Annotated in this window: 21 protein-coding genes; 11 read left to right on the forward strand and 10 right to left on the reverse strand. The window is 62.1% G+C overall.

Features of this window, described 5'->3' with window-relative positions; translation table 11 throughout:
- Nucleotides 1-3: 3 nt before the first annotated feature.
- The 9 genes from thyA to recD all read left to right on the forward strand — a co-directional run bounded on the left by thyA (nucleotide 4) and on the right by recD (nucleotide 14,571).
- A complete protein-coding gene (thyA, locus tag CWM58_RS08755) occupies nucleotides 4-798 on the forward strand; it encodes a thymidylate synthase (protein ID WP_061153417.1) in 795 nt (264 codons plus the stop codon).
- A 185-nt stretch (nucleotides 799-983) separates the two neighbouring features.
- Complete coding sequence (locus CWM58_RS08760) at nucleotides 984-1,535, forward strand: prepilin peptidase-dependent protein (protein ID WP_061153418.1); 552 nt, start codon at nucleotides 984-986, stop codon at nucleotides 1,533-1,535.
- Nucleotides 1,532-2,089 carry a prepilin peptidase-dependent protein gene (locus CWM58_RS08765; protein WP_100680747.1) on the forward strand — a complete coding sequence of 186 codons (558 nt, stop codon included), beginning with the start codon at nucleotides 1,532-1,534 and terminating at the stop codon, nucleotides 2,087-2,089. Before CWM58_RS08760 ends, CWM58_RS08765 begins: the two co-directional genes overlap by 4 nt.
- Nucleotides 2,086-2,493, forward strand: coding sequence for a DUF2509 family protein (locus CWM58_RS08770; RefSeq protein WP_061153420.1), 408 nt, complete (start codon nucleotides 2,086-2,088; stop codon nucleotides 2,491-2,493). The genes CWM58_RS08765 and CWM58_RS08770 overlap by 4 nt, the downstream gene beginning before the upstream one ends.
- A complete protein-coding gene (locus CWM58_RS08775) occupies nucleotides 2,478-2,801 on the forward strand; it encodes a prepilin-type N-terminal cleavage/methylation domain-containing protein (protein WP_074387663.1) in 324 nt (107 codons plus the stop codon). The genes CWM58_RS08770 and CWM58_RS08775 overlap by 16 nt, the downstream gene beginning before the upstream one ends.
- A gap of 12 nt (nucleotides 2,802-2,813) precedes the next feature.
- Nucleotides 2,814-6,191: an exodeoxyribonuclease V subunit gamma gene (gene recC, locus CWM58_RS08780; protein WP_100680748.1), complete on the forward strand. Its 3,378-nt coding sequence runs from the start codon at nucleotides 2,814-2,816 to the stop codon at nucleotides 6,189-6,191.
- 120 nt (nucleotides 6,192-6,311) lie between these two features.
- Entirely contained in the window at nucleotides 6,312-9,197 is a 2,886-nt protein-coding gene (ptrA, locus tag CWM58_RS08785) for a pitrilysin (protein WP_061153423.1), read from the forward strand.
- Complete coding sequence (recB, locus tag CWM58_RS08790) at nucleotides 9,194-12,730, forward strand: exodeoxyribonuclease V subunit beta (RefSeq protein WP_100680749.1); 3,537 nt, start codon at nucleotides 9,194-9,196, stop codon at nucleotides 12,728-12,730. Before ptrA ends, recB begins: the two co-directional genes overlap by 4 nt.
- On the forward strand, nucleotides 12,727-14,571 hold the full coding sequence (recD, locus tag CWM58_RS08795; protein WP_100680750.1) for an exodeoxyribonuclease V subunit alpha: 1,845 nt from the start codon (nucleotides 12,727-12,729) through the stop codon (nucleotides 14,569-14,571). The genes recB and recD overlap by 4 nt, the downstream gene beginning before the upstream one ends.
- 59 nt (nucleotides 14,572-14,630) lie before the next feature.
- On the opposite strand, the gene CWM58_RS08800 is transcribed toward recD, so the two are convergent.
- The 3 genes from CWM58_RS08800 to argA form a co-directional block, all read right to left on the reverse strand.
- Complete coding sequence (locus CWM58_RS08800) at nucleotides 14,631-14,951, reverse strand: hypothetical protein (RefSeq protein ID WP_100680751.1); 321 nt, start codon at nucleotides 14,949-14,951, stop codon at nucleotides 14,631-14,633.
- Between the two features lie 68 nt (nucleotides 14,952-15,019).
- Nucleotides 15,020-15,340, reverse strand: coding sequence for a hypothetical protein (locus CWM58_RS08805; RefSeq protein ID WP_100680752.1), 321 nt, complete (start codon nucleotides 15,338-15,340; stop codon nucleotides 15,020-15,022).
- 231 nt (nucleotides 15,341-15,571) lie between these two features.
- Nucleotides 15,572-16,903 carry an amino-acid N-acetyltransferase gene (gene argA, locus CWM58_RS08810; protein ID WP_061153427.1) on the reverse strand — a complete coding sequence of 444 codons (1,332 nt, stop codon included), beginning with the start codon at nucleotides 16,901-16,903 and terminating at the stop codon, nucleotides 15,572-15,574.
- A 227-nt stretch (nucleotides 16,904-17,130) separates the two neighbouring features.
- Between argA and amiC the strand changes: the two genes are divergently transcribed.
- On the forward strand, nucleotides 17,131-18,384 hold the full coding sequence (gene amiC / locus CWM58_RS08815) for an N-acetylmuramoyl-L-alanine amidase AmiC (protein WP_008806319.1): 1,254 nt from the start codon (nucleotides 17,131-17,133) through the stop codon (nucleotides 18,382-18,384).
- 17 nt (nucleotides 18,385-18,401) lie between these two features.
- Nucleotides 18,402-19,478, forward strand: a complete 1,077-nt coding sequence (gene cobD, locus CWM58_RS08820; protein WP_100680753.1) for a threonine-phosphate decarboxylase CobD — start codon at nucleotides 18,402-18,404, stop codon at nucleotides 19,476-19,478.
- Between the two features lie 3 nt (nucleotides 19,479-19,481).
- Here the strand turns inward: cobD and CWM58_RS08825 are convergent, their stop codons facing one another.
- The 7 genes from CWM58_RS08825 to pduQ all read right to left on the reverse strand — a co-directional run bounded on the left by CWM58_RS08825 (nucleotide 19,482) and on the right by pduQ (nucleotide 25,464).
- On the reverse strand, nucleotides 19,482-20,348 hold the full coding sequence (locus CWM58_RS08825; RefSeq protein ID WP_133122420.1) for an L-threonine kinase: 867 nt from the start codon (nucleotides 20,346-20,348) through the stop codon (nucleotides 19,482-19,484).
- A gap of 91 nt (nucleotides 20,349-20,439) precedes the next feature.
- Nucleotides 20,440-21,654 (reverse strand): acetate/propionate family kinase, encoded by a 1,215-nt coding sequence (locus CWM58_RS08830; protein WP_100680754.1) that lies wholly within the window; start codon nucleotides 21,652-21,654, stop codon nucleotides 20,440-20,442.
- Entirely contained in the window at nucleotides 21,651-22,091 is a 441-nt protein-coding gene (pduV, locus tag CWM58_RS08835) for a propanediol utilization protein PduV (RefSeq protein ID WP_100680755.1), read from the reverse strand. The genes CWM58_RS08830 and pduV overlap by 4 nt, the downstream gene beginning before the upstream one ends.
- A gap of 4 nt (nucleotides 22,092-22,095) precedes the next feature.
- On the reverse strand, nucleotides 22,096-22,446 hold the full coding sequence (gene pduU, locus CWM58_RS08840) for a propanediol utilization microcompartment protein PduU (RefSeq protein ID WP_016161761.1): 351 nt from the start codon (nucleotides 22,444-22,446) through the stop codon (nucleotides 22,096-22,098).
- The gene (gene pduT / locus CWM58_RS08845; protein WP_100680756.1) at nucleotides 22,446-23,000 is read right to left on the reverse strand and encodes a propanediol utilization microcompartment protein PduT; all 555 of its coding nucleotides are present in this window, start codon (nucleotides 22,998-23,000) and stop codon (nucleotides 22,446-22,448) included. The genes pduU and pduT overlap by 1 nt, the downstream gene beginning before the upstream one ends.
- Before the next feature lie 2 nt (nucleotides 23,001-23,002).
- Nucleotides 23,003-24,355, reverse strand: a complete 1,353-nt coding sequence (locus CWM58_RS08850; protein ID WP_100680757.1) for a 4Fe-4S dicluster domain-containing protein — start codon at nucleotides 24,353-24,355, stop codon at nucleotides 23,003-23,005.
- Nucleotides 24,352-25,464, reverse strand: coding sequence for a 1-propanol dehydrogenase PduQ (pduQ, locus tag CWM58_RS08855; RefSeq protein WP_032740964.1), 1,113 nt, complete (start codon nucleotides 25,462-25,464; stop codon nucleotides 24,352-24,354). The genes CWM58_RS08850 and pduQ overlap by 4 nt, the downstream gene beginning before the upstream one ends.

Raw genomic sequence — 25,464 nt, forward strand, 5'->3', positions numbered from 1 at the left:
ACCATGAAACAGTATCTTGATTTGATGCAGAAAGTGCTCACCGAGGGCACGCCAAAAAATGACCGCACCGGCACTGGCACGATCTCTATTTTCGGCCATCAGATGCGTTTTAACCTGCAGGAAGGCTTCCCGCTGGTGACCACCAAGCGCTGTCATTTACGCTCCATCATCCATGAACTGCTGTGGTTCCTGCAGGGAGACACCAACGTCGCCTATCTGCACGACAACAACGTCACGATCTGGGATGAGTGGGCAGATGAAAACGGCGACCTGGGGCCGGTCTACGGCAAACAGTGGCGCTCCTGGCCTGCGCCGGATGGGCGTCATATCGACCAGATCACCACGGTGATGAACCAGCTGAAAAACGACCCGGACTCCCGCCGGATCATCGTCTCGGCGTGGAACGTCGGAGAGCTGGATAAAATGGCCCTGGCGCCGTGCCACGCCTTCTTCCAGTTCTACGTCGCCGATGGCAAGCTCTCCTGCCAGCTGTACCAGCGCTCCTGTGACGTGTTCCTCGGCCTGCCGTTTAACATCGCCAGCTACGCGCTGTTGGTGCATATGGTGGCGCAGCAGTGCGATCTGCAGGTCGGTGATTTCGTCTGGACGGGTGGCGACACCCATCTGTACAGCAACCATCTTGAGCAGACTCACCTGCAGCTAAGCCGCGAACCGCGTCCGCTGCCGAAGCTGGTCATCAAACGCAAGCCGGCGTCGATTTTCGACTATCGCTTTGAAGACTTCGAGATTGAAGGTTACGATCCGCACCCGGGCATTAAAGCGCCGGTGGCGATTTAACCCCCAGCAGAGATGACCAACCGGCGCCCGATGGCGCCGGTTTTTTTATGCCTTTTGCACCATCAGAATGGAGGCTATCTCCATAGCCACAGGGATAAGTTCGCTTCAGCCAGCCCACTGCCCCCCGGCGGTTGCGGTGGGCGAAGTTGGGTAGACGCTCGCAAAAAAATGTTCTTCTGTCGAGTATGCAAACCTTTTTTGCGTATCTGGCCGGGAAAGCTATTTTCCGTCGTCGCGCCAGGGCCAACCGCCGCGGCATACTCGACGCCATGAACAGAGAACATGGCTATACCCTGATGGAAACCCTGGTAACGCTGACATTGATGATGATCCTCAGCGTCGGCGGCCTGTACGGCTGGCAGCGCTGGCAGCAACAGCAACGTCTGTGGCAAACCGCCGCCCAGGTGCGGGATTTTCTGGTCTTTCTGCGCGATGACGCCAACGCGTACAACCGTGACCGTGTGCTTCGCGTCGGCCAGGACGAGCAGGGCTGGTGCCTGAGTGCGCAGGGGGAAGGGGCGGACTGCACCGCCGGGTCGGCCTTCACGCTGCGCCCGCGCTGGCCGGGGATCACGCTGGTCGGTGTTACGCCTGGTCTGGGGTTTTATGGTCTGCGCAGCACCGCCTGGGCGGGGAATCTGCGGCTGCAGAGCGCGGCCGGCAGCTGGAGCATCGTGATCTCACACTGGGGGCGGATTCGTTTATGCCCCAGCGACAGCGCAGGAGGATGCCAGTGAGCCGCCGCGGATTTTCCCTGGCGGAGGCGCTTATCGCCATGGCAATTGGCTCGCTGCTGCTGATCGGAGCCTGCCGCTTTCTGCCTGCCCTGCAGCGCCATATTCTGCGTCAGGGCGAACAGCTGGCCCTGGAGAATGAGCTGTGGCAGCGCGTGTATGCCGTGGGGAAACACCTGCAGCGCGCCGGGTACTGCCGGGGAGCGTGCGGCGGAGCCGGGCTGGAGCTAACCGCCGGCGGCGAGTGCCTGATTGTGCGCTGGGATGCGAACAGCAACGGGACATGGGAAACCTCCCCTGCGGCAATGGCGGAGAGTACTGGCTTTCGCCTGCGCGACGGTGCGCTGGAGACCTTGCGCGGGGCCAGCGACTGCCGCGGCAGCGGATGGGAAAAAATCACCAACCCGGCCGCTATCGTAGTGACGCGCTTCTCGGTACAGCGTCTGGTCACCACGGGCTTTGCGCCGGAGCTGAGCGTGACGCTGGCGGCGCGCTCTGCCCGGCAGGCGGGGCTGGTGAGTGAGGTGGAGCAGCGGGTGACGGGGTATAACCTGTGATCCGCCAGCGTGGGATGTCGTCGCTGCTGATGGTGCTACTGTTGCTGACTCTCGGCAGCCTGTTACTCGAGGGGCTTAACCTGCAGCAGCGGGCGCTGCTGGCGCAAACTGCCAGCGAAACGCAGGCAATCCGCGATACGGCCATCGCCCATTCGGCGCTGCAGTGGGGAAAACAGCAGGCCTGGTCGGCGCAGGTACCACTGGCCTGCCGGGAGCAGGCACAGCAGGGCTGGCGTGCCTGTCTGCGTATCTTCAGCGACGGTTCGCTGCTGCTCAGCAGCGCCAGCGGCGAGGTGCAGGTCTGGCAGTCCGGCGAGGTGCGCGGCGGACAGGTGCGTTTTTCCGCCCACGGCTGGAGCGATTTTTGCCCGCTCAGGGAGGTGAGCTTATGTCAAATGCCCTGAAGCGTCAGCGGGGGTTTAGCCTGCCGGAGACCGTGCTGGCGATGGCGCTGATGGTGCTGACGGTCACCGCGCTGGGCGGCTATCAGCGCGGAATGGCGCAAGGGGTTCACCAGTTGAACCAGACGCGTCAGCTGTGGCGCGACGCGTGGCGCTATAGCCAGCTCTCCGCGCCGCCGTCGCCGGAACACGGGCAGGTAAGCCGTATGCAGACATCGACGCAAAGATGTGTCAGCATCACAGTAACGATCAGTAGGCCCGTTGCAAAGCGGGCGCAGATGACCCGGCTGCATTGCCCGGTCAGTCAGTAGTCAGGAGCAATTATGTTAAGGGTATACCACTCAAACCGGCTGGATGTTCTCGAGGCGTTGATGGAATTTATCGTCGAGCGCCAGCGGCTGGATGACCCTTTTCAGGCCGAAATGGTGCTGGTGCAGAGTACCGGCATGGCGCAGTGGCTGCAGATGACCCTGGCCTCGCGCTTCGGGATTGCCGCCAATATCGAGTTCCCGCTGCCGGCGAGCTTTATCTGGGACATGTTTGTGCGCGTCCTGAAAGATATTCCGGGCGAAAGCGCCTTCAGCAAGCAGAGCATGAGCTGGAAGCTGATGACCCTCCTGCCGCAGCACCTGGAGGAAGACGATTTTATCTTGCTGCGCCAGTATCTGAGCGATGACGGTGACAAGCGCAAGCTGTTTCAACTCGCCGCCCGGGTGGCGGACCTCTATGACCAGTACCTCGTCTATCGCCCGGAGTGGCTGATGCGCTGGGAGGCCGGCCAGCGGGTTGATGGCCTCGGCGACGCACAGCAGTGGCAGGCGCCGCTGTGGCAGGCGCTGGTGAGCTACACCGCCGAGCTGGGGCAACCGCAGTGGCACCGCGCCAATCTCTACCAGCGCTTTATCAGCACCCTGGAGAAAGCGGACGAACCGCCCGCCGGGCTGCCGTCGCGCGTTTTCATCTGCGGGATTTCTGCGCTGCCGCCGGTCTACCTGCAGGCGCTGCAGGCGCTGGGTAAGCATGTTGATGTCTATGTGCTGTTCACCAACCCCTGCCGCTACTACTGGGGAGACATTAAGGATCCGGCGTTTCTGGCGAAGCTGCTGTCGCGTCAGCGGCGCCATCACCGCGAGGGGCGCGCGCTACCCCTGTTTCGCGACACCGAGCAGGCGCCAGGGTTGTTTAATGACGCCGGGGAGCAGGATGTCGGCAACCCGTTGCTCGCCTCCTGGGGCAAACTGGGGCGTGATTATATCTACCTGTTGGCAGGGCTGGAGCGCTATGAGGAGCTGGACGCCTTTGTCGACATTGCCCCTGATAACCTGTTGCATAACCTGCAGTCGGATGTCCTCGAACTGCGCAACGCGGCGGTGGCCGGGCAGAGCGCAGAGGCGTTCGCCCACAGTCGCGACAAACGTCCGCTGGCGCTGGATGACCGCAGTCTGAGCATTCACGTTTGCCACAGTCCGCAGCGCGAAGTGGAGGTTCTTCACGATCGGCTACTGGCGATGCTGGAGGCGGATCCGACGCTCACGCCGCGGGATATCATCGTCATGGTGGCGGATATCGACAGCTACAGTCCCTATATTCAGGCGGTGTTTGGCGCGGCCAGCGGCGATCGCTGGCTGCCGTGGGCGATCTCCGACCGGCGCGCCCGCGAGTCGCACCCGGTGCTGCAGGCGTTTATTACGCTGCTCTCGCTGCCGGACAGCCGCTTCGCCAGCGAAGATGTGCTGGCGCTGCTGGATGTGCCGGTGCTGGCGGCGCGCTTTAATATCACGGAAGAAGGGCTGCGCTACCTGCGTCAGTGGGTGAACGAGTCCGGCGTCCGCTGGGGAATGGATGACGACAACGTCCGCGAGCTGGACCTGCCGGCGACCGGGCAGCATACCTGGCGGTTCGGCCTCACCCGCATGCTGTTGGGCTACGCCATGGACAGCCGCGAGGGAGAATGGCAGTCGGTGCTGCCGTATGACGAATCCAGCGGTTTGATCGCCGAACTGGTGGGCAACCTTGCGTCGCTGCTGATGCAGCTTAATCTGTGGCGACGTGGCCTCGCCCAGCAGCGGCCGCTGGCGGAGTGGCTGCCGGTCTGTCGCGATCTGCTGAATGACTTTTTCCTGCCGGACAGCGAGACCGAAGCGGCGCTGGCGCTGATTGAGCAACAATGGCTGGCGGTTATTGATAGCGGTCTGGAAGCACAGTATGGCGACCAGGTGCCACTGACGCTGCTGCGCGACGAACTGGCCCAGCGTCTCGATCAGCAGCGGATCAGTCAGCGCTTTCTTGCCGGCCCGGTCAACATCTGCACCCTGATGCCGATGCGCTCTATTCCTTTCAAAGTGGTTTGCCTGCTGGGGATGAACGACGGGGTTTATCCGCGAACGCTGCCGCCGCTGGGCTTTGATTTGATGAGCCAGAAGCCGCAGCGCGGCGACCGCAGCCGGCGTGATGATGACCGCTATTTGTTCCTCGAAGCGCTGATGTCCGCCGAACAGACGCTGTATATCAGCTACATCGGCCGTTCTATCCAGGACAACAGCGAGCGCTTTCCCTCGGTGCTGGTGCAGGAGCTGGCGGATTATATCGGCCAGAGCCACTGTCTCGCTGGCGACGAGGAGCTTGATTGTGACGCCAGCGAAGCCCGGGTCAAAGCTCATATCACCCATCTGCATACGCGCATGCCGTTCGACGTCGCCAATTTTCAGGAGGACGAGAACAAAAGCTACGCCCGCGAATGGCTGGCCGCCGCCGGTCAGCAGGGGGAAGCGCATAGCGATTTCATTCAGCCGCTCACCGCGCCGCCGATTGACAGCCTGCCGTTCGAGCAGCTCTTACGTTTCTGGCAGCACCCGGTTCGCGCGTTCTTTCAGCAGCGTCTGCGGGTCAATTTCCGCGCGGAAGAGGACGATATTCCTGACGACGAACCCTTCACTCTTGAAGGGCTGAGCCGTTATCAACTGAATCAGCAGTTGCTCAATACACTTATCGAGGAGCAGGACGTCTCGGCTATGTTCCGCCGCTTTCGCGCCGCCGGCGAGCTGCCGTATGGCGCCTTTGGCGAGCTGGTCTGGGAGACGCAGCGCCTGGAGATGCAGGCCCTGGCCGAGCGAGTGATGGCCGAGCGCCAGCAGGCGCAGAGTATGGAGATTGATCTCCAGTGCGGCAGCGTAAATCTCACCGGCTGGCTGCAGCAGGTGCAGCCGGACGGCCTGCTGCGCTGGCGACCTTCGCTGCTGAGCGTCTCCCAGGGGATGCAACTTTGGCTGGAACATCTTGTCTACTGTGCCAGCGGCGGCACCGGCGAGAGCCGGCTGTTTGTGCGTAAAGAGGGAGAGTGGCGCTTCCCGGCGCTGGCGCCCGCCGAGGCGCAGGCGTACCTTAATGCGCTGGTGGATGGCTATTTGCAGGGGATGTCACAGCCGCTGCTGCTGCTGCCGGAAAGCGGTGGTGCCTGGCTGAAAGCCTGTTACGACGCCGAAAAGGATGTCATCTTAATGGACGAAGAGACGCAGCAGAAAGCGCGGAGCAAATTCCTGCAGACCTACGAAGGTAACATGGTGGTCAGCGGGGAGGGCGCCGATATCTGGTATCAACGCCTGTGGCGTTCGCTGGAGCCGGCGCATTACGAAGAAATCATTGCCCAGACGCAGCGTTATCTGTTACCGCTATATCGTTACCATCAGTCCACACAAATTTAAATAGTATAAAAATTGCGCAGTGAATGGCGGTTCATTTATTATGCGCAACGTATCACGGACTGATGGACATAAAAGGCTGCACGCTGTGCAGCGCAAGTTTGTTAATGATGAGGTTCGTGAATGCCCCGCAGTTTATGGTTCAAGGTTTTTGTTGTGCTGGCCGCCCTCTGGGCGCCGTTTAGTCAGGCCGACACCGGATGGCAGCCGATTCAGGAGACGATCCGCAAAAGCGAAAAAGATACGCGTCAGTATCAGGCGATCCGCCTTGATAACGGCATGGTCGTGCTGCTGGTTTCCGATCCGCAGGCGGTGAAATCGCTGTCGGCGCTGGTGGTGCCGGTGGGATCCCTGCAGGATCCGGCCGATCATCAGGGGCTGGCGCATTTTCTGGAACATATGACGCTGATGGGGTCGCAAAAATATCCCCAGCCTGACAGCCTTGCAGAGTTTCTTAAGCTGCACGGCGGCAGCCATAACGCCAGCACCGCGCCTTACCGCACCGCGTTTTATCTCGAAGTGGAAAATGATGCCCTGGACGGGGCCGTAGACCGCCTGGCCGACGCCATCGCCGCGCCGCTGCTGGATAAAAAATATGCCGACCGCGAACGTAACGCGGTCAACGCCGAGCTGACGATGGCCCGGACGCGAGACGGGATGCGTATGGCCCAGGTCAGCGCGGAGACCATCAACCCGGCCCACCCGGCGGCCCACTTCTCCGGTGGTAACCTCGAGACGCTCAGCGATAAGCCCGGCAGTCCGGTGCTTGATGCGCTGCACACCTTCCGCGATAGCTGGTACTCCGCCAACCTGATGAAAGCGGTGATCTACAGCAACAAGCCGTTGCCGGAGCTGGCGCGCATGGCTGCTGACACTTTTGGCCGCGTGCCGAATCGTCAGATCAGCAGGCCGGAAATTACCGTCCCGGTGGTAACGGATGCGCAAAAAGGCATCATTATTCACTATGTTCCAGCGATGCCGCGTAAAGTGCTGCGCGTCGAGTTTCGCATCGACAACAACAGCGATCGCTTCCGCAGCAAAACTGATGAGCTGGTCACCTATCTCATCGGCAACCGCAGCCCGGGCACGCTCTCCGACTGGCTGCAAAAGCAGGGGCTGGCGGAAGGTATCCGCGCGGATTCCGATCCGGTGGTAAACGGCAACAGCGGTGTGCTGGCGATCTCTGCCACTCTCACCGATAAAGGCCTGGCGCACCGCGACGAAGTGACGGCGGCCATTTTCAGCTACCTTGACCTCCTGCGTACCCAGGGCATCGACAAACGGTACTTCGACGAACTGGCGCATGTGCTGGCGCTGGATTTCCGCTATCCGTCGATCAACCGCGACATGGACTACGTGGAATGGCTGGCGGATACCATGATCCGGGTGCCGGTCGAGCATGCGCTGGACGTGGTGAATATTGCCGACCAGTACGACCCGCAGGCGATCAAAGACCGGCTGGCGATGATGACCCCGCAGAACGCCCGTATCTGGTATATCAGCCCCCAGGAGCCGCATAACAAGACGGCCTATTTTGTCGATGCGCCGTATCAGGTGGATAAGATTAGCGAGCAGACATTCGCTGACTGGCAGCAAAAATCGCAGGCCATCCAGCTACAGCTGCCGGTGCTCAACCCCTATATTCCGGATGATTTCACCCTCATCAAAAGCGATAAAGCCTGGCCGCATCCGCAGCTGATCCTGGATGAACCGACGCTGCGGGTGGTGTATGCCCCGAGCCAGTATTTTGCCAGCGAGCCGAAGGCGGATATCTCCCTGGTGCTGCGTAATCCCCAGGCGATGGACAGCGCTCGCCGGCAGGTGATGTTTGCCCTCAACGATTATCTCGCCGGCATCGCCCTCGATCAGCTCAGTAACCAGGCGGCGGTCGGCGGCATTTCGTTCTCCACCGGCGCTAATAACGGATTAATGGTTAATGCCAACGGCTATACCCAGCACCTTCCGGCGCTGTTCAGCGATCTGTTGCAGGGATACTTCAGCTATACGCCGACCGAGGAGCAGCTGGAGCAGGCCAAATCCTGGTATGCGCAGATGATGGACTCCGCCGAGAAAGGCAAAGCCTACGATCAGGCGATAATGCCGATCCAGATGGTCTCCCAGGTGCCGTACTTCCAGCGCGAAGTGCGCCGGGCGTTGCTGCCCTCCATCACTCTTAAAGAGGTGCTCGACTACCGCGCCAACCTGAAAACCAAGGGGCGTCCTGAACTGATGGTGATCGGCAATATGACCGCCGATGCCGCCACGACGCTGGCCCGCCAGATCCAGCAGCAGCTGGGCGCTGACGGCAACGAATGGTGCCGCAACAAAGACGTGGTGGTGAACCGGCAGCAGCTGGCGATCTTCAACAAAGCGGGCAACAGCACCGACTCCGCGCTGGCCGCGGTGTTCGCGCCGCCCAATGTTGATGAGTTCAGCAGTACCGCCGCCAGCACCCTGCTGGGACAGATTATTCAGCCGTGGTTCTACAACCAGCTGCGTACCGAAGAGCAGCTCGGCTATGCGGTCTTTGCCTTCCCGATGAACGTGGGGCGCCAGTGGGGCATGGGCTTCCTGCTGCAGAGTAGCGATAAGCAGCCGGCCTTCCTCTGGCAGCGGTTCCAGGCCTTCTTCCCCACCGCGGAGGCGAAGCTGCGGGCGATGAAGCCGGAAGAGTTTGCTCAGCTCCAGCAGGCGGTGATAAGCCAGATGCTGCAGGCGCCGCAGACGCTGGGCGATGAAGCCTCGAAACTGAGCAAAGATTTCGATCGCGGTAATATGCGTTTTGATTCACGTGATAAAGTAGTGGCTCAGATTAAACTGCTGACGCCGCAAAAACTTGCCGACTTCTTCCATCAGACGGTGGTGGATCCGCAGGGCATGACGATACTGTCCCAGATTTCCGGTAGCCAGAATGGCAAAGCGGACTATGCCCAGCCGAAAGGCGGCAAAGTGTGGGAAAACGTCAGCGCATTGCAGCAATCCTTACCCCTGATGCGAGAGAATGAATGACCGACACCGCTGAGTCTTTGGATCCCCTGCGCTTGCCCCTGAGGGGCGAGCGCCTGATAGAAGCCTCTGCGGGCACCGGAAAAACCTTTACCATCGCCGCGCTGTATCTGCGGCTGCTGCTGGGGCTGGGCGGCGAGTCTGCCTATCCCCGCGCCATCAGCGTTGAAGAGCTGCTGGTGGTGACCTTTACCGAGGCGGCGACCGAAGAGCTGCGCGGGCGTATCCGCAGCAACATCCACGAACTGCGCATCGCCTGCCTGCGCGGCGAATCCGACAACCCGCTCTACAGCGCGCTGCTGGCGGAGATCGCCGATAAAGACGACGCCGCGAAGACGCTGCTGTTGGCCGAACGGCAGATGGACGAGGCAGCGGTATTCACCATCCACGGCTTTTGCCAACGGATGCTGAGCCTTAACGCCTTCGAGTCGGGCATGCTGTTCGAGCAGCAGCTGATCGAGGATGAATCCCGCCTGCGCTATCAGGCCTGCGCTGACTTCTGGCGCCGCCACTGCTATCCGCTGACCCGTGATATCGCGGCGGTGATCCACGACGTCTGGAAAGGGCCGCGCGATCTGCTGAAGTCCCTTGACCGCTGGCTGCAGGGCGAAGCACCGCAGCTTAAGTCGCCGCCAGCCCCCGACGAGACGCTGGCCGAACGCCATCAGCAGATCATCGGCCGCATTGACTCGCTCAAGCAGCAGTGGCGCGATCAGGTGGGCGAGATAGAAGGCGTGCTGGAAAATTCCGGGCTCGACCGACGGAAGTTCAATCGTGGCAACCAGGGCAAGTGGATTGAGAAAGTGAACGCCTGGGCGCAGGAAGAGACGTTGAGCTACCTGCTGCCCGACGCACTGGAGAAATTTGCCCAGTCGTTTCTGCATGAGCGCACCAAAGCCGGTGGCGAACCGCCGGTGCACCCTCTGTTTAGCGCCGTGGAGTCGCTGCTGGCCTCGTCGCTAACGCTCACCGATCTGGTGCTGGCGAGAGCGATGGTCGAGATCCGCGATGCGGTCGCGCGCGAAAAGCGCCGCCGCGGCGAGCTGGGGTTTGACGATATGCTTAGTCGGCTTGACGAGGCGCTGCGCGGCGACAGCGGCGAGGCGCTGGCCAGCGCCATTCGCCAGCGTTTTCCGGTGGCGATGATCGACGAATTTCAGGACACCGATCCCCAGCAGTACCGTATTTTCCGCCGCATCTGGCGCCAGCAGCCGGAGACGGCGCTGCTGCTGATTGGCGATCCGAAGCAGGCCATCTACGCCTTTCGCGGTGCCGATATCTTTACCTATATGAAAGCGCGCGGCGACGTTGCCGCGCACTACACCCTCGATACCAACTGGCGCTCATCGCCGGGCATGGTGGGCAGCGTCAACCGACTGTTCAGCCTCAGCGATAACCCCTTCATGTTTCGTGAGATCCCGTTTCTGCCGGTGAAGGCGGCGGCAAAGAACCAGGGGCTGCGCTTTACCGTTGACGCGGCGGACGTACCGGCGATGAACGTCTGGCTGATGCCCGGCGATGCCGTCGGCTCTGGCGATTATCAGACGTTTATGGCGCAGCTCTGCGCCACGCAGATCCGCGACTGGCTGAGCGCCGGCCAGCAGGGGCGCGCGCTGCTGTGGCGCGGGGAAACCTCGCGCCCGGTGCAGGCTTCGGATATCACCGTGCTGGTGCGCAACCGGCTGGAGGCGGCACAGGTGCGTGAAGCGCTGCAGACGCTGGGCATTCCCTCGGTCTACCTCTCCAACCGCGACAGCGTTTTCGAGACGCTGGAGGCCCAGGAACTGCTCTGGCTATTGCAGGCGGTGCTGGCTCCGGAGCGGGAAAATACCCTGCGCAGCGCGCTGGCGACCTCGATGTTTGGCCTGACCGCGCTGGATATTGAAAACCTGAATCAGGATGAGCAGGCGTGGGACGCGCTGGTGGAGGAGTTCAGCGAATACCGCCAGATCTGGCGTCAGCGCGGGGTGATGCCGATGTTGCGGGCGCTGATGACGGCCCGGCATATCGCCGAGAACCTGCTGGCGACCCGCGGCGGCGAGCGGCGCTTAACCGACATTCTGCATATCAGCGAACTGCTGCAGGAGGCGGCCAGCCAACTGGAAAGCGAGCATGCCCTGGTGCGCTGGCTGACGCAGCATATCGCCGAGCCGGATAGCAACGCCGCCAGCCAGCAGATGCGTCTCGAAAGCGATAAGCACCTGGTGCAAATTGTCACCATTCACAAGTCAAAAGGGCTGGAATACCCCCTGGTCTGGCTGCCGTTTATCGCCCGGTTTCGTAAACAGGACCAGGCGTTCTACCACGATCGCGACACCTTCGCGGCGGTGCTGGATCTGGGCCAGGCTGAATCCAGCCTCGAGCTGGCGGAGGCGGAACGGCTGGCGGAGGATCTGCGCCTGCTGTACGTCGCCCTGACCCGCGCGGTCTGGCACTGCAGCCTCGGGGTGGCGCCGCTCAGCAGCCGGAAATCTGGCAACAGCGATTTCCACCTCAGCGCGCTGGGGCGGCTGTTGCAGGCGGGCGAAGCCATGGACGCCGCCGGGCTGGCCGAGCGGCTGGCGGACTTCTGTCATGGCGATATTGCATTACAGAGACCGGGCGAGCTGGATCTGACCCCGTGGCAGGCGCCTGCGGCGACCATCCCCCCGCTGTCGGCGCGTGAGCTGCAGCGCCGCATCGCCGACGACTGGCGGGTGACCAGCTACTCCGGACTGCAGCAGCATGGTTTCAGCGGCGGGCAGGATCTGCTGCCGCGCCTGGATGTCGATGCCGCCGGCGTCGGCGAAGTCGTGGAAGAGCCGCAGTTGACGCCACACCAGTTCCCGCGCGGCGCCGCGCCGGGGACCTTCCTGCACAGCCTGTTTGAGGAGCTGGACTTCACCCAGCCGGTGCCCGACGGATGGATGACAGAGAAGCTGCAGCTGAGCGGGTTTGATGCGCAGTGGGCGCCGGTGCTGACCGACTGGCTGGGCGGCGTGCTGAAGACCCGCCTGCCGGGGGCGGATATCGCGCTCAATCAGCTTGCGGCGCGGGACAAACAGGTGGAGATGGCGTTTTACCTGCCTATCGCCCAACTGCTGACGGCGGAGCGCCTTGATGCGCTTATCCGCCAGTACGATCCGCTTTCCGCCGACACGCCGCCACTGGATTTCCGTCAGGTGCGCGGCATGCTGAAGGGCTTTATCGATCTGGTCTTCCGCCACGAAGGCCGTTATTACCTGCTGGATTACAAATCCAACTGGCTGGGGGAAGATCGCGAGGCCTACACCCGGCCGGCGATGGAGCAGGCGATGCGTGCCCACCGCTACGATCTGCAGTATCAGTTGTACAGCCTGGCGCTGCACCGCTATCTGCGCCACCGGCTGGCCGATTACGACTACGACCGCCACTTTGGCGGCGTGATTTATCTTTTCCTGCGCGGCATGGACGGGCAGGAGGGGGAGCAGGGGATCTTCACCACCCGGCCGGTGCGACCGCTGATTGACGGTCTGGATCAGCTTTTTGCCGGAGAAACTCAGGAGGAGGCCTCATGACTTTCGAACAACTACTGCTGGCCGCGGTGGAGCAGCGTCTGCTGCGGCCATTGGACGTCCAGTTTGCCCTGATGGTGGCGCAAAACGACCCGCCGGCGGTTAAGCTGGCGGCGGCGTTACTGAGCCGGGATGCCGGAGAAGGGCACGTCTGCCTGCCGCTCTCGCGGCTGAACGACAATGAGGCGCTGAGCGGGAAAGCGGGGGAGATCCGCGATCGGCTGCTGGCCGAAGCCGGCGCGCCAGAGGACTGGCCAGCGTTGCTGCTTTCCTCATCGGCGGTAAGCAGCGGCGATGCCCCGACGCCGATGATTTTGTGCGGCGACCGGCTCTATCTGAATCGGATGTGGCGCAACGAGCTGACCGTCGCCCGCTTCTTTAACGAAGCCAACCGGGTGCTGGAGATGGATGAGGCGCGGCTGGCGTCAACGCTAAATGCGCTGTTTCCCGCCACTGGCGAAACCGACTGGCAAAAAGTGGCCGCGGCGGTGGCGCTGACTCGCCGCATCTCGGTGATCTCCGGCGGTCCCGGGACCGGGAAAACCACCACCGTGGCGAAGCTTCTGGCGGCGCTGATCCAGATTGACGACAGTCCGCGCTGCCGTATTCGCCTGGCGGCACCGACGGGGAAAGCGGCGGCGCGCCTGACCGAATCGCTGGGCGCGGCGCTGAGAAAGCTGCCGCTGACCGATGCGCAGAAAGCGTTAATTCCCACCGAGGCCAGCACGCTGCATCGTCTGCTGGGCGCCCAGCCCGGCAGCCAGCGCATGCGCTATCACGCCGGCAACCCGCTGCATCTGGATGTGCTGGTCGTGGATGAAGCCTCGATGATTGACCTGCCGATGATGTCGCGGCTTATCGACGCGCTGCCGGCCCACGGGCGGGTGATTTTCCTTGGCGATCGCGACCAGCTGGCCTCCGTGGAAGCGGGGGCGGTACTGGGGGATATCTGCGCCTGGGCGAGCTCGGGCTACACTGCCGCGCGGGCGCAGGAGCTGACCCGGCTGACCGGTTCTCCGGTGCCCGCGGGCGATGGGACTATCGCTGGTGCGCTGAGAGACAGCTTGTGCCTGCTGCAAAAGAGCTATCGCTTCGGCAGTCACTCCGGTATCGGGAGCCTGGCGCGGGCGGTGAATGCTGGCGCGCGCGCGGAGGTGAAGGCCACGCTGCGCCAGCCGTTTGACGATATCGCGCTTCATCCCCTCAGCACGACCGACGAGTACGAGGCCATGCTCGGCGCGGCCCAGCAGGGCTATGAACGCTACCTGCAGCTGCGCCGCGAGCGGGCCGAACCGCAGGCCATGCTGGCCGCTTTCAGCGAATTCCAGCTGCTGTGCGCGCTGCGCGAAGGGCCGTACGGCGTGAGCGGCGTCAATGAGCGGCTGGAGCAGCGGCTCAACCGCCAGCGGGCGATCGCCCTGCCGCGCCACTCCCGCTGGTATGACGGCCGACCGATCATGATATCGCGCAATGACAGCGCGCTGGGGCTGTTTAACGGCGATATCGGGATAGCGCTGGAGCGCAACGGCGAGCTGCGGGTGTGGTTCCTGATGCCCGACGGCACCATCAAGTCGGTGCAGCCGAGTCGCCTGCCGGAGCATGATACCGCCTGGGCGATGACCGTGCATAAATCGCAGGGCTCCGAGTTCGAACATGCGGCGCTGATCCTGCCGGCGCGCAGCGTCCCGCTGGTGACCCGCGAACTGGTCTACACGGCAATCACCCGCGCGAAACAGCGATTGTCGCTCTATGCCGACGAGCAGGTGCTCTCCCAGGCCATTGTGACGCGCACCGAGCGGCGCAGCGGCCTGGCGGAGATTTTCGCCGGGCGCGAAGCCCCCTGAGAGGCCGCATCCGGGCGATGGGAAAATAATGCAGCCCGTTGCCCGGACTGGCAGAAAAATCAGTAGCTGAAGAACAAGGGGATGAGCCAGAGCACCGATATCGAGTTCATGGCGCAAAAATAGGCCCCATAGCGCATGGGGAGTGATGACGTTGAGAGATCGGCAATAACGATAACAGCCAGTGAAATAATCAGGTTGGCTATCGACATGACGATAAACAGCAATACCCCCATCAGCCCGGCCGCCATGGCACCGGATGAGGGGCCTCCGCTACCCGCCATCATCGTTATCAGCAACAGTACCCAGGGATAAAGGGAGATGACCAGCACGATATTTTTGATGTTTCGGGTCACCCAGTTGGGCTGCTTTTCTATAGTCATTATCTGTCCTTAGCGTAATGAAATATTTATCGTGCGTTTCGCCTGAATCATGATGACGGCGGGGCGCTTTAAGGCCATATGACCAGCAGACCGAGCCACAATAGTGATATCGAATTCATCGCGAAAAAGCGGACTGCCGCGCCGCTGGCCAGCGGTGGGGTGGAACAGCGGGCACAAAAAATCACCAGCGAGGAGATGAGAACATTCATGCCGGACGTCAGGGCCAGCAGAAATAATATCGCGATGGCGGCGCCGAGTGCGGCATAACCATGCTGATGATGGCGCTGGTTATCCCAGAGGAGCAGTATCATCAGTAACCACGGATAGAGGGCGACCGTGGCGGTAATGAGGTTGATATGTCTGACCAGCCAGTTCGGTTTGGTTTCCATTATTTCAGCGATCCTTGCAGGGCGGGTGGTGGCCGTTGCGCCAGTCGACGTCCTGTCGACAGTCAGTAGCATATCGGTGAGCCAGCGAGAAAGAAATGGTCTGCGCGGAAACCAGGAATTTCGCCCGCGTACCGCAGACGAACGCTGGCGCGAAGAGTGGCGGGAGACCGGCCCAGGATAAAGCGATAAGCGTCGCGCTATCCCGGGCCGTTAGAAAGAGTGAAGAAGGGCTTAAGCGAGGTCGGCCATCAGCACCTTCGACCGGCGCTGATAGTTATACATCTGCTTTTTACTCTCTGGCAGCAGGTCGATATCCACCGGCGTGAAGCCGCGCTCCTGGAACCAGTGGATGCTGCGGGTGGTTAGCACGAACAGCTTGCTCAGCCCCATCTGTCTGGCCTGGGCGGCAATACGCTCCAGCAGCACCTCTCCCCGCGACGAGCTCCGGTAATCCGGATGCACCGCCACGCAGGCCATTTCGCCGATCTTCTCTTCCGGGAAAGGATAGAGGGCAGCGCAGGCGATAGTGGTGTTATCGCGCTGAATAATGGTGAATTTGTCGATCTCCATCTCCAGCTGCTCGCGGGAGCGGCGCACCAGGATGCCCTGCTGCTCAAGCGGGCTTATCAGCTCAAGAATACCGCCGATATCGTTGATGGTCGCCCGGCGGATCTGCTCCGCGCTCTCCATCACGATCTGGGTGCCGATGCCGTCGCGTGAGAACAGCTCCTGCAGCAGTGCGCCGTCTTCCTGATAGCTGATCAGGTGGCAGCGCCGCACGCCGCTGCGGCAGGCCTTCACGGCCCCGCGCAGAAAGCGCACGGTACCGGAGTTATAATCTTCGTCCGCTTCCAGCTCTTCGACCCGGGCCTGTGCTTCGTTGGGGAACAGTTCGGAGACAATTTCCCCTTCCTGGTTGTAGACCCCCTGCGACGAACAGAAGCCGATCATTTTCTCTGCCTTCAGCTTAATGGCCAGCTGGGTGGCGATCTCTTCAGAGGTCAGGTTAAAACTCTCGCCGGTGACCGACACCGCGACCGGCCCCATCAGCACAATGGCGCCACTGTCGAGCTGACGATGAATCGCCTCTTCGTCAATGCGGCGAATGCGTCCGCTGTGGCAATAATCGACACCGTCATCGACACCCAGCGGCTGGGCAATGATAAAGTTGCCGCTGACGACGTTGATATGGGCTCCCTGCAGCGGGGTATTGTTGAGGCTCATCGACAGGCGGGCGGTGATCTCCAGTTGCAGCATCCCCGCCGCTTGCTTAACCAGCTCAAGCGTTTTAGCGTCAGTCACTCGCGTCTGCTTGTGATAGACCGGCTCGTGATGGTGCTCGGCGAGGTTAGCGTCAATCTGCGGGCGGGCGCCATAGACCACGACCAGACGAATGCCCAGGCTATGCAGTAATCCTATATCATTGACAATACTTGAAAAATTCTCATGCTCAATGGCTTCACCGCCCAGCATGATGACAAACGTTTTTCCCCGATGGGCATTAATATAGGGAACAGAATGGCGGAATCCTTCTACCAGTTCAGTGCGACGTTCCTTCACCATGACAAACCCTCAATGCATGATTATTCGTAATTATTGTATTTTTATTCTGTTTTGCCGTTAAACGCAAGTGCCAATTTTAGGCTAAGCCACGAAAAACATGTGACCCGGCGCAGGGTGTCAATGAATGTTTACCCTTTTATAGATGACAGGTTATATGGCTTTCGTTAAAGTTTCTGGTCAATCTGTTTGTTTTGGGTACAAATGCGTTTTTATTGCTTGGGAGTGGCATGTCGGGAAACAACTCTGGATTAAGCCGTCGCCGTCTGTTGCAGGGCGCGGGCGCCATGTGGTTAATGAGCGTGAGCCCTGTGGGGCTGGCTGCCGATGCGCGAGTGGTCGCCGTCCGTGTCTGGCCAGCATCGACCTACACGCGCGTCACGGTAGAATCGAATCATGTGCTGAAATACCGGCAGTTTGCCCTCAGTAACCCGGAGCGGGTGGTGGTGGATCTGGAAGGGGTTAACCTGAACTCTGTGCTGAAGGGCATGGGGGGGCAGATCCGCGATGACGACCCCTTTATTCAGTCCGCCCGCGTGGGCCAGTTTGATCCGCAAACCGTGCGCATGGTCTTTGAGCTCAAGCAGAACGTTAAGCCGCAGCTGTTTGCTCTCGCGCCGGTGGCCGGCTTTAAAGAGCGTCTGGTGATGGACCTCTACCCCGCCAACGCCACCGATGTTCAGGATCCGCTGCTGGCGCTGCTCGAGGATTACAACAAAGGCGATCTGGAGCGTCAGGTGCCGCCAGCGCAAAGCGGACCGCAGCCGGGCAAAGCCGGGCGTGACCGGCCGATTGTCATTATGCTCGATCCCGGACACGGCGGCGAAGACTCCGGCGCCGTGGGGAAGTATCGCACCCGCGAGAAAGATGTGGTGCTGCAGATTGCCCGCCGCCTCCGGGCGTTGATCGACAAAGAAGGCAATATGAAGGCCTATATGACCCGCAACGAGGACGTGTTTATCCCGTTGAAGGTGCGTGTCGCCAAGGCACAGAAGCAGCGCGCCGACCTGTTCGTATCGATTCACGCCGACGCCTTTACCAGCCGCCAGCCCAGCGGTTCCTCAGTGTTTGCCCTCTCCACCAGGGGGGCAACCAGTACCGCGGCAAAATATCTCGCCCAGACGCAGAACGCCTCGGATCTGATCGGTGGGGTCAGCAAGAGCGGTGACCGCTATGTCGACCACACCATGTTCGATATGGTGCAGTCCCTGACCATTGCCGACAGCCTCAAATTTGGCAAGGCGGTGCTGGAGAAAATGGGCAACATCAATAACCTGCACAAGAATCGGGTAGAGCAGGCGGGCTTTGCGGTGCTGAAGGCGCCGGATATCCCCTCCATTCTGGTGGAGACGGCGTTTATCAGTAACGTGGAAGAAGAGCGGAAGCTGAAAACGGCCAAATTTCAGCAGGAGGTGGCCGAGTCGATCCTCGCCGGGATTAAAGCCTACTTCGCCGACGGCGCGACGCTGGCCCGTCGCGGATAACCACACAGGAAAGGGACATGGCCTTACTGAAAAGCGCCCATGGCGGCAATATCCGCGAGGCCGCCGCCCTGCTGGGTATTGCCCCCGCAGAGCTGCTGGATTTTAGCGCCAACATCAATCCGCTGGGGATGCCAGCTTCGCTCAGGCAGGCGATCGTCGACAACCCAGGCTGCGCCGAGCGCTACCCTGACGTTGAGTATCAACAGCTGCACCAGGCGCTGGCGGCCCACCATCAGCTGCCGGCGGCGCATATCCTTGCCGGCAACGGCGAAACTGAATCGATCTTCACCCTCGTCCACGGCCTTAAGCCGCGGCGGGCGATGATCGTCATTCCCGGTTTCGCGGAGTACCGGCGGGCGTTGCAGATTGTGGATTGCGAGGTGGTGGAGTATGCCCTCCGGGAGTGCGATGGCTGGCAACTGACTGACGCGATCCTCGATGCCCTCACTCCGGGGCTGGACTGCCTGTTTCTTTGCACCCCGAATAACCCCACCGGCCTGCTGCCGGAGCGGGGCCTGCTGGAAGCCATTGCGCAGCGCTGTCGGGCGCTGAACATCAGCCTGATCCTTGACGAGGCCTTCCTCGATTTTATGCCCGACCAGCCGGGATTTATTCCCCTGCTGGCGCAGTACCCGCACGTTTGGGTTCTGCGTTCTCTCACCAAATTTTATGCCATTCCGGGGCTGCGTCTTGGCTACCTGCTGAACGCTGACGCACAGGCGGTGGCCCGGCTACGCGAGCGACAAATGCCGTGGTCCATCAATGCCTATGCCGCTCTGGCCGGGGAGATTATCCTCCATGACCGGGACTATCAGCGGGCCACCTGGCAGTGGCTGCAGGAGGAGGGGACGCGTCTCTACGCGCAACTGCAGGAGATTGCCGGGCTGACCGTGTGGCCCGGGCGCGCCAACTATCTGTTCTTGCGCTGCGACAGGCCAGGGCTTGACCTGCAATACGCCCTGTTGCGCCAGCATGTGCTGATCCGCAGCTGCGCCAACTACCCGGGGCTGGATAGCCGTTATTTCCGGGTGGCGATCCGCAGCGCCAGCGAAAACGATCAACTGCTGGCGGCGCTGCGCCGGGCGCTGGCCTGAGGCCTACTGCAGGGTGACGCCCCCGCTCACCATCGCCAGCAGATGCTGCTGCGGCCAGTGGGCGGCGATGTCGCCGTCTGCCAGTCGCCATTGGAGAAATTCGACGTCATGACGACGGCGGTCCAGCAGCAGGCCGACGACGCTGCCGCTGTGCGCCACGTTAAGGCCATACAATCCTGCGCTTTCCACCAGTTGCAGTAGCGCGTCAAACCCCGGTTTGGGCAACAGCTGCTGGCTGGCGATGGCGCTGATGGTCGCTGCTTCGCCCAGCAGCTGTGGGCTGCCGCAGTGGCAGGCCTGCTGCACTTTCTCCCACGCCAGCTGCAGCCGGGAGGCGTTAGCCAACAGACCCGCCTCGCGTGGCAGCTGGTGGTAGTCGGTGGTGCGCAGCGTCAGCGGGCTCTCCAGTACTAACAGGTCGAGCGCCGGCGGCGCAGGGCAGGCGATTTGCGTGGCGGCGGTATTATGGTCGAACAGCGTCAGCTGGCGAAACAGGGTGCTGTCGGTAGGCTCCAGCGCGACGCACAGACGCGCCAGCGTCGGCTCATCCAGCGGATGGCCCAGATGGTGGGCGGTGGCGACGGCGGTGGCGGCGATATCGGCGGTGCTGCTGGCCATCCCTTTGGCCACCGGGATCGTTGAGTGCAGGGTGATGCGGATCTGCTGGCTCAGTGCTGGGGGGTAGCCCCAGTGGGCCAGCAGCTGGTCGACCATCGCCCGTGACAGCGGCCGCTCATCTTTTCGCGGCACCCCGGTCTCGACCTCGACGGTGCTGTACCAGTCCACCGGGCAGGAGACCAGTTTCTCGCTGCCGAGGATCCAGCCCTGGATAAGTTCTCCGCACGAGGCGGGACATTGTGCAACAGCCACGTTTTCACCTTTCCGCTTACCTTCGCCAGGGCGCATAGTGGCATGGCGACCCGCCGGTTACCATGATTCTCCGCAAGACGAGGCGCGTCGTTTATGCCGATACCGCCAGCTCTCGCGCCTGCGGCAATGCGAGACGCACGACGTCGCGGGCGATCATTAGCTCTTCATTGGTGTTGATCACCGCGACTTTGACCAGCGCATTATCCGCCTGAATAAAGGTCGCGCTCCGCTGGTTTTTCTCGTCGTCCAGCGCGAGGCCGAGAAAGTGCAAATTGCGGCAGATTGTCGCCCGCGCCCGGGCGGAATGCTCGCCAATGCCGCCGGTAAAGATCAGCGCATCCAGGCCTCCCATCTGCATGATATAGCTGCCGATAGTCGCGCGAATGCGTTCGGCAAACAGCGACAGCGCCAGAGCTGCGCGTTCATTGCCGGCGTCGGCTGCCTGTTCGACGTCGCGGTAGTCAGAGGACACACCGGAGACGCCAAGCAGCCCAGATTCATTATTCAGCAACTGGCTGAGCTGCTGGGCGGATTTCCCCTCTTTCTCCACCAGCCAGGGAAGAATCGACGGGTCGATATCGCCGCTGCGGGTGCCCATCATCACCCCGGACTGGGGGGTAAAGCCCATTGAGGTATTCACCGACTGCCCGCCTTTGATGGCGCAGACGCTGCAGCCATTGCCCAGGTGACAGCTCACTACCCGCAGGGCGCTCAGCGGTACCCCCAGCTTTTCCGCCAGCGCGCTGCTGACATAGTGATGGCTGGTGCCGTGAAAACCGTAGCGGCGAATGCCCAGCTCGGTGTAATAGCGCCAGGGCAGGGGGTAGAGCCAGGCCTCCGGCGTCAGGGTCTGGTGAAAGGCGGTATCAAAGACCGCCACCGCCGGTACCGCCGGCAGCCGCTGGCGAAAGAGACGAATGCCCAGCGCATTGACCGGGTTATGCAATGGCGCCAGCTCCGCCAGGCGTTCGATCTCCCGCAGGGTGTCGTCGCAGACCAGCGCGGCGTCTTTGAAGCGTTCGCCGCCGTGGGCGACGCGGTGGCCAACGCCGTCTATCTCCTGCAGGCTGCTCAGGATCCCGCGGCCGGTCAGCGCCTCCAGCAGCAGGGTCACGGCCTCGTGGTGATCGGCGATGGGCAGCGTCTCCTGCCATTTCTGCGCCGGCGTTTTCAGCGTGAAGCGGGCCTCGGGCAAGCCGATACGTTCGATCAACCCCTGACAGAGCAACGCCCCCTGCGGCATGTTAAGCAGCTGAAACTTCAGGGAGGAGCTGCCGGCGTTGATCGCCATGATTTTATAGGTCATTGATGTTCCTCTACATTCAGGCAGGCGAGCAGGTCGTCAAGCCCGTCGCCGGTTAACGCGCTGGTGATAAAGATATGTTCGGCGCCTGCCGCCTCGAGCCATGCCCGGACCTGTTGCAGACGGGGCGGGGCGGCCAAATCGGCTTTGGTGACCACTCCGATAACCGGGCGGTTCATCGGGGCGGTAAAACCCGGAGAAAAAGGTGACCAGGGCGCATCGGCATTCAGTACCAGCGCGATGACATCGGCCTCGCAGGCGCTGGTGAGCAGCGCGCTGTACAGGCAGCGGTTTTCCAGATATTCCCCCGGGGTGTCGATCGCGGCCGGCGTCCAGACGATGGCCTGCGTTTTCTGATAACGCAGCGTTTCGCCACGCAATACCTGGGTCAGCGAGGTTTTGCCGCACTGACTGGGTCCGATAAGCATCAGGCGCTTCATGGGCTCAGGTCCGGGTGATCGGGCAGGCGGTGAAGCGCATCAACTCGCCGAGCGTGCGCGTAACCTGCTTTAGCGCGTACTCCACGGCGGAGACATCGCCGGTCAACACCACCGCGCCGGTGAAGCGATCGAGAAAGCCGATCTCCACCGCGCCGGACTTAGTGGCGATGTCACAGGCGATGATCGACGCCTCACTGGGGGTAATGGTGAGAATGCCGATAGCGGAGACCGCGTCCGGCAGGCCCAGCTTTTTGAACAGATCTTTGCCCGGATTGGCGATGAGGTGTGCCAGAGTGACCTGTTTGCCCGGGACATACTCCTGGATCATGCGTTCGGTAGGGGTTTGCGGTTCCATTATCCCTCCATCAGCTGTTGCCACAGCGCGTCGTGCGGTCGCGGGATCACTGCCCGGTAAACCAGTAATCCTTTCTCACCTGCGCTGTCGCTGGCCACCGTGACGGCGTTGTCGACATCGGCGATATCGCCAGCCACCACCATGTAACACTTGCCGCCGATACCAAACGCCATATGGATGCGCACCAGGGTGACGTTGGCCGCTTTCACCGCACGGTCGGCGACGCTGATGCACGCCGCCACGCTCCAGGTTTCGACGATCCCCGCCGCCTGCCGCTGCTCGACCACGTTGAGGCCGCTGATCGCCGGCAGTACGCTGGGGTGAATGTTGGCCAGCACCAGGCTGTCCACCAGCATCTCCCCGGCGCGCGCCGTGCCAGCGGCGATTGCCTGCTGCACGGCGCCGACGTCGCCGCCCAGCATCAGCAGGAATTTTCCCGGGCAAAGGGTTCTGCAAAGCAGGAGCTGTACGTTCGCGCTTTTCAGCATGACGTCGCCCAGCTCCATCCCCCTGGCGATGCTGGTTAGTTCTAAAATTCCGATAGCCTGGGTCATGATTAACCTCTTACAAGCGTAATGGCCTGCTCCGTTATGGCGGAGATCAGGCCGTCAATACTGGCGTGTACCGGTGCACCGAGGGCGTCGGCAGGGATGTCTGCCAGCAGCTGGCCGCGCGTTACTCGCTCTCCCGGTGCGACGCAGGGAACGGCGCTGATGCCGATATGCTGGCGCAGCGGCAGGGTGACACAGGCCACCTCCGGTTCCACCGCCGTCAGCGGCGCCTCCTGATACCAGGGATCAAGCCCCAGCTTGCTGATGAGCCGTTTGACCGGCACCAGGCGGTGTTTCGCCATCTCGTCCGCCGGACGCAGCGGTCCTTCGTAGCGCAGATTTTTCGCCCTCAGCTCACGTTTCAGCAGACGGTTGATGCGCATGGGGGAAATACCCACCGGGCAGGCGACGCTCTCGCAAACGTTGCACTCCGAACAGGTCAGGGCGCTGAGCAGCAGCGACGGGGTGGCCGCCTGGCGATAGTTCACCGCCCGCACCAGCAGATGAGGGGAAAGCTCATGGCCGATCAGGTGCCGGGGGCATAAATCTGTGCATAAACGGCACTGTTCACAGACGGTGCGGGCGATGGCGAGCTGCGTTCGTTCATCCTGCCGCCGTCGCTGGATCAGTGGATGGTTGCCCGGGAGCACCAGCAGGCCGCCGGTGGTTTTGGTGACCGGTGTCTCCAGGGAGGTCATAAGCGAGCCCATCATCGGCCCGCCGTTGATAAAGCCCGGATCGGCAACCGTCGCGCCGCCGGCCAGATCCAGCACCTCGCGCAACGACATGCCCAGTGGTACGGTCAGCGTCAGCGGACGGGCGACAGCGCCATTGACGGTCAACGTCCGGCGGGTCACCGGATAGCCCTGCTCCACGGCTCTGGCGATATTCAGCACCGTCTGCACGTTATTGACCACTACGCCGACGCTGACCGGCAGCGCGGCGGGCGGCACGCGATGTCCCGTCGCCAGCCAGATAGTGAGCACCTCATCCCCGGCCGGATAGACGTCAGGTAGAATATGCAGCCGGGCCCATTCCGGGAGGCGCGGGGTTAACGTCGCAATCGCCGGAGCATATTTCGCCTTCAGGGCAATGATCCCTTCCCGGGCGCCGGTGGCGGTCATCGCGTAACCCAGGCCGCGAATCAGTCGGTCAGCCTGCTGCGCCATCAGCTGTTGATCAACCTTCAGCATCGGTTCGCATTCAGCGGCGTTCACCAGCACGGTATCCACCCTGGCCTGCAGTTTGATGTGGGTCGGAAAGCCCGCCCCACCGGCGCCCACCACGCCGGCGGCCCGGACGCGCTCGCGGATCTCCGCCGCGTCCATGTCTGGTAGTGGCACTATCGCTTCACTCATTGCAGGCTCTCCAGCAGTTGCGCGATGGCCGCGCCATCGGCCGGACGCGGGTTGGTGCGCAGGGTGGCGTCGGCCAGCGCGGCCGGCACCATGGCGGGAATTCGCGATAAGAAAAGGGGATATTTTTCCTGCAAGGCACCCTTGAGGGTGGGAATGGCGCACTGCTGTTTCAGTGTTTCCACCGCGGCAAGCAGCGCCTGGAGAGCCTCCTGTTCGCCAGCTTCCGGCGGGCAGAACCGGCAGGCCCTGGCCAGGCGCGCATAGCGCTTCGCCGCTCGCGGCTCGCCGGCGTTAAAGCGGATCACCGCGGTCAGCAGCAGCGCGTTGGCCAGGCCATGGGGAAGGTGAAACTGGCCGCCAAGCTGATGGGCGATAGCATGATTGAGCCCAAGGCCAGCCTGGCTAAAGGCCATACCGGCGAGGGTTGAAGCATTGTGCATTTTGCTGCGGGTCGCAACGCAGTCGCCCTGGCGAACCGCAACGGGTAGGGCGCGAAACACCAGCCTGGCGGCCTTTTCCGCCAGCGCATCGGTAAAATCGGTGGCCTGCGGCGATACCCATGCCTCAAGGGCGTGGGTCAGGACGTCCAGTCCGGTATGGGCTGTGATGGTGGGCGGTACGCTGATCACCAGCGTTGGGTCGAGGATCGCCATGTCGGGACAGAGCGCCTCATGGAACAGCGGGTACTTGATCCCTTTTTCCGGGTCGCTGATGACGCAGGCGCTGGTCACTTCCGACCCGGTACCGCTGGTGGTGGGGATCGCCACGCAGGTGTCGACAGGCAGCCCGCCCTGCTGGCTGAACCAGACGATCGCCTTGGCGGCGTCCATCGCCGAGCCGCCGCCGAAGCCGATCACCACCTGCGGACGCAGGGCCTGCATCTGCGCTATCCCTTTCGCCACGGTGTGAATGGTCGGATCCGGTGTAATATCACTGAACACGCTGACGCGGTTGCTGGCGGGCAGCGCGGCGCGCAGCCGCTCGAACAGCGGCGAGCGCGCCAGGAAGCCGTCGCAGACGATCCAGATGTGCTGATGGCTAAAGCGCTGCAGCGCGGCCAGGCTGCCCGGGCCGCTGTAGAGGCGCGTTTGCAGAGAAAAGGTGTGCAT

Source organism: Klebsiella sp. H-Nf2 (assembly GCF_002806645.1).
GTDB lineage: Bacteria > Pseudomonadota > Gammaproteobacteria > Enterobacterales > Enterobacteriaceae > Klebsiella > Klebsiella variicola.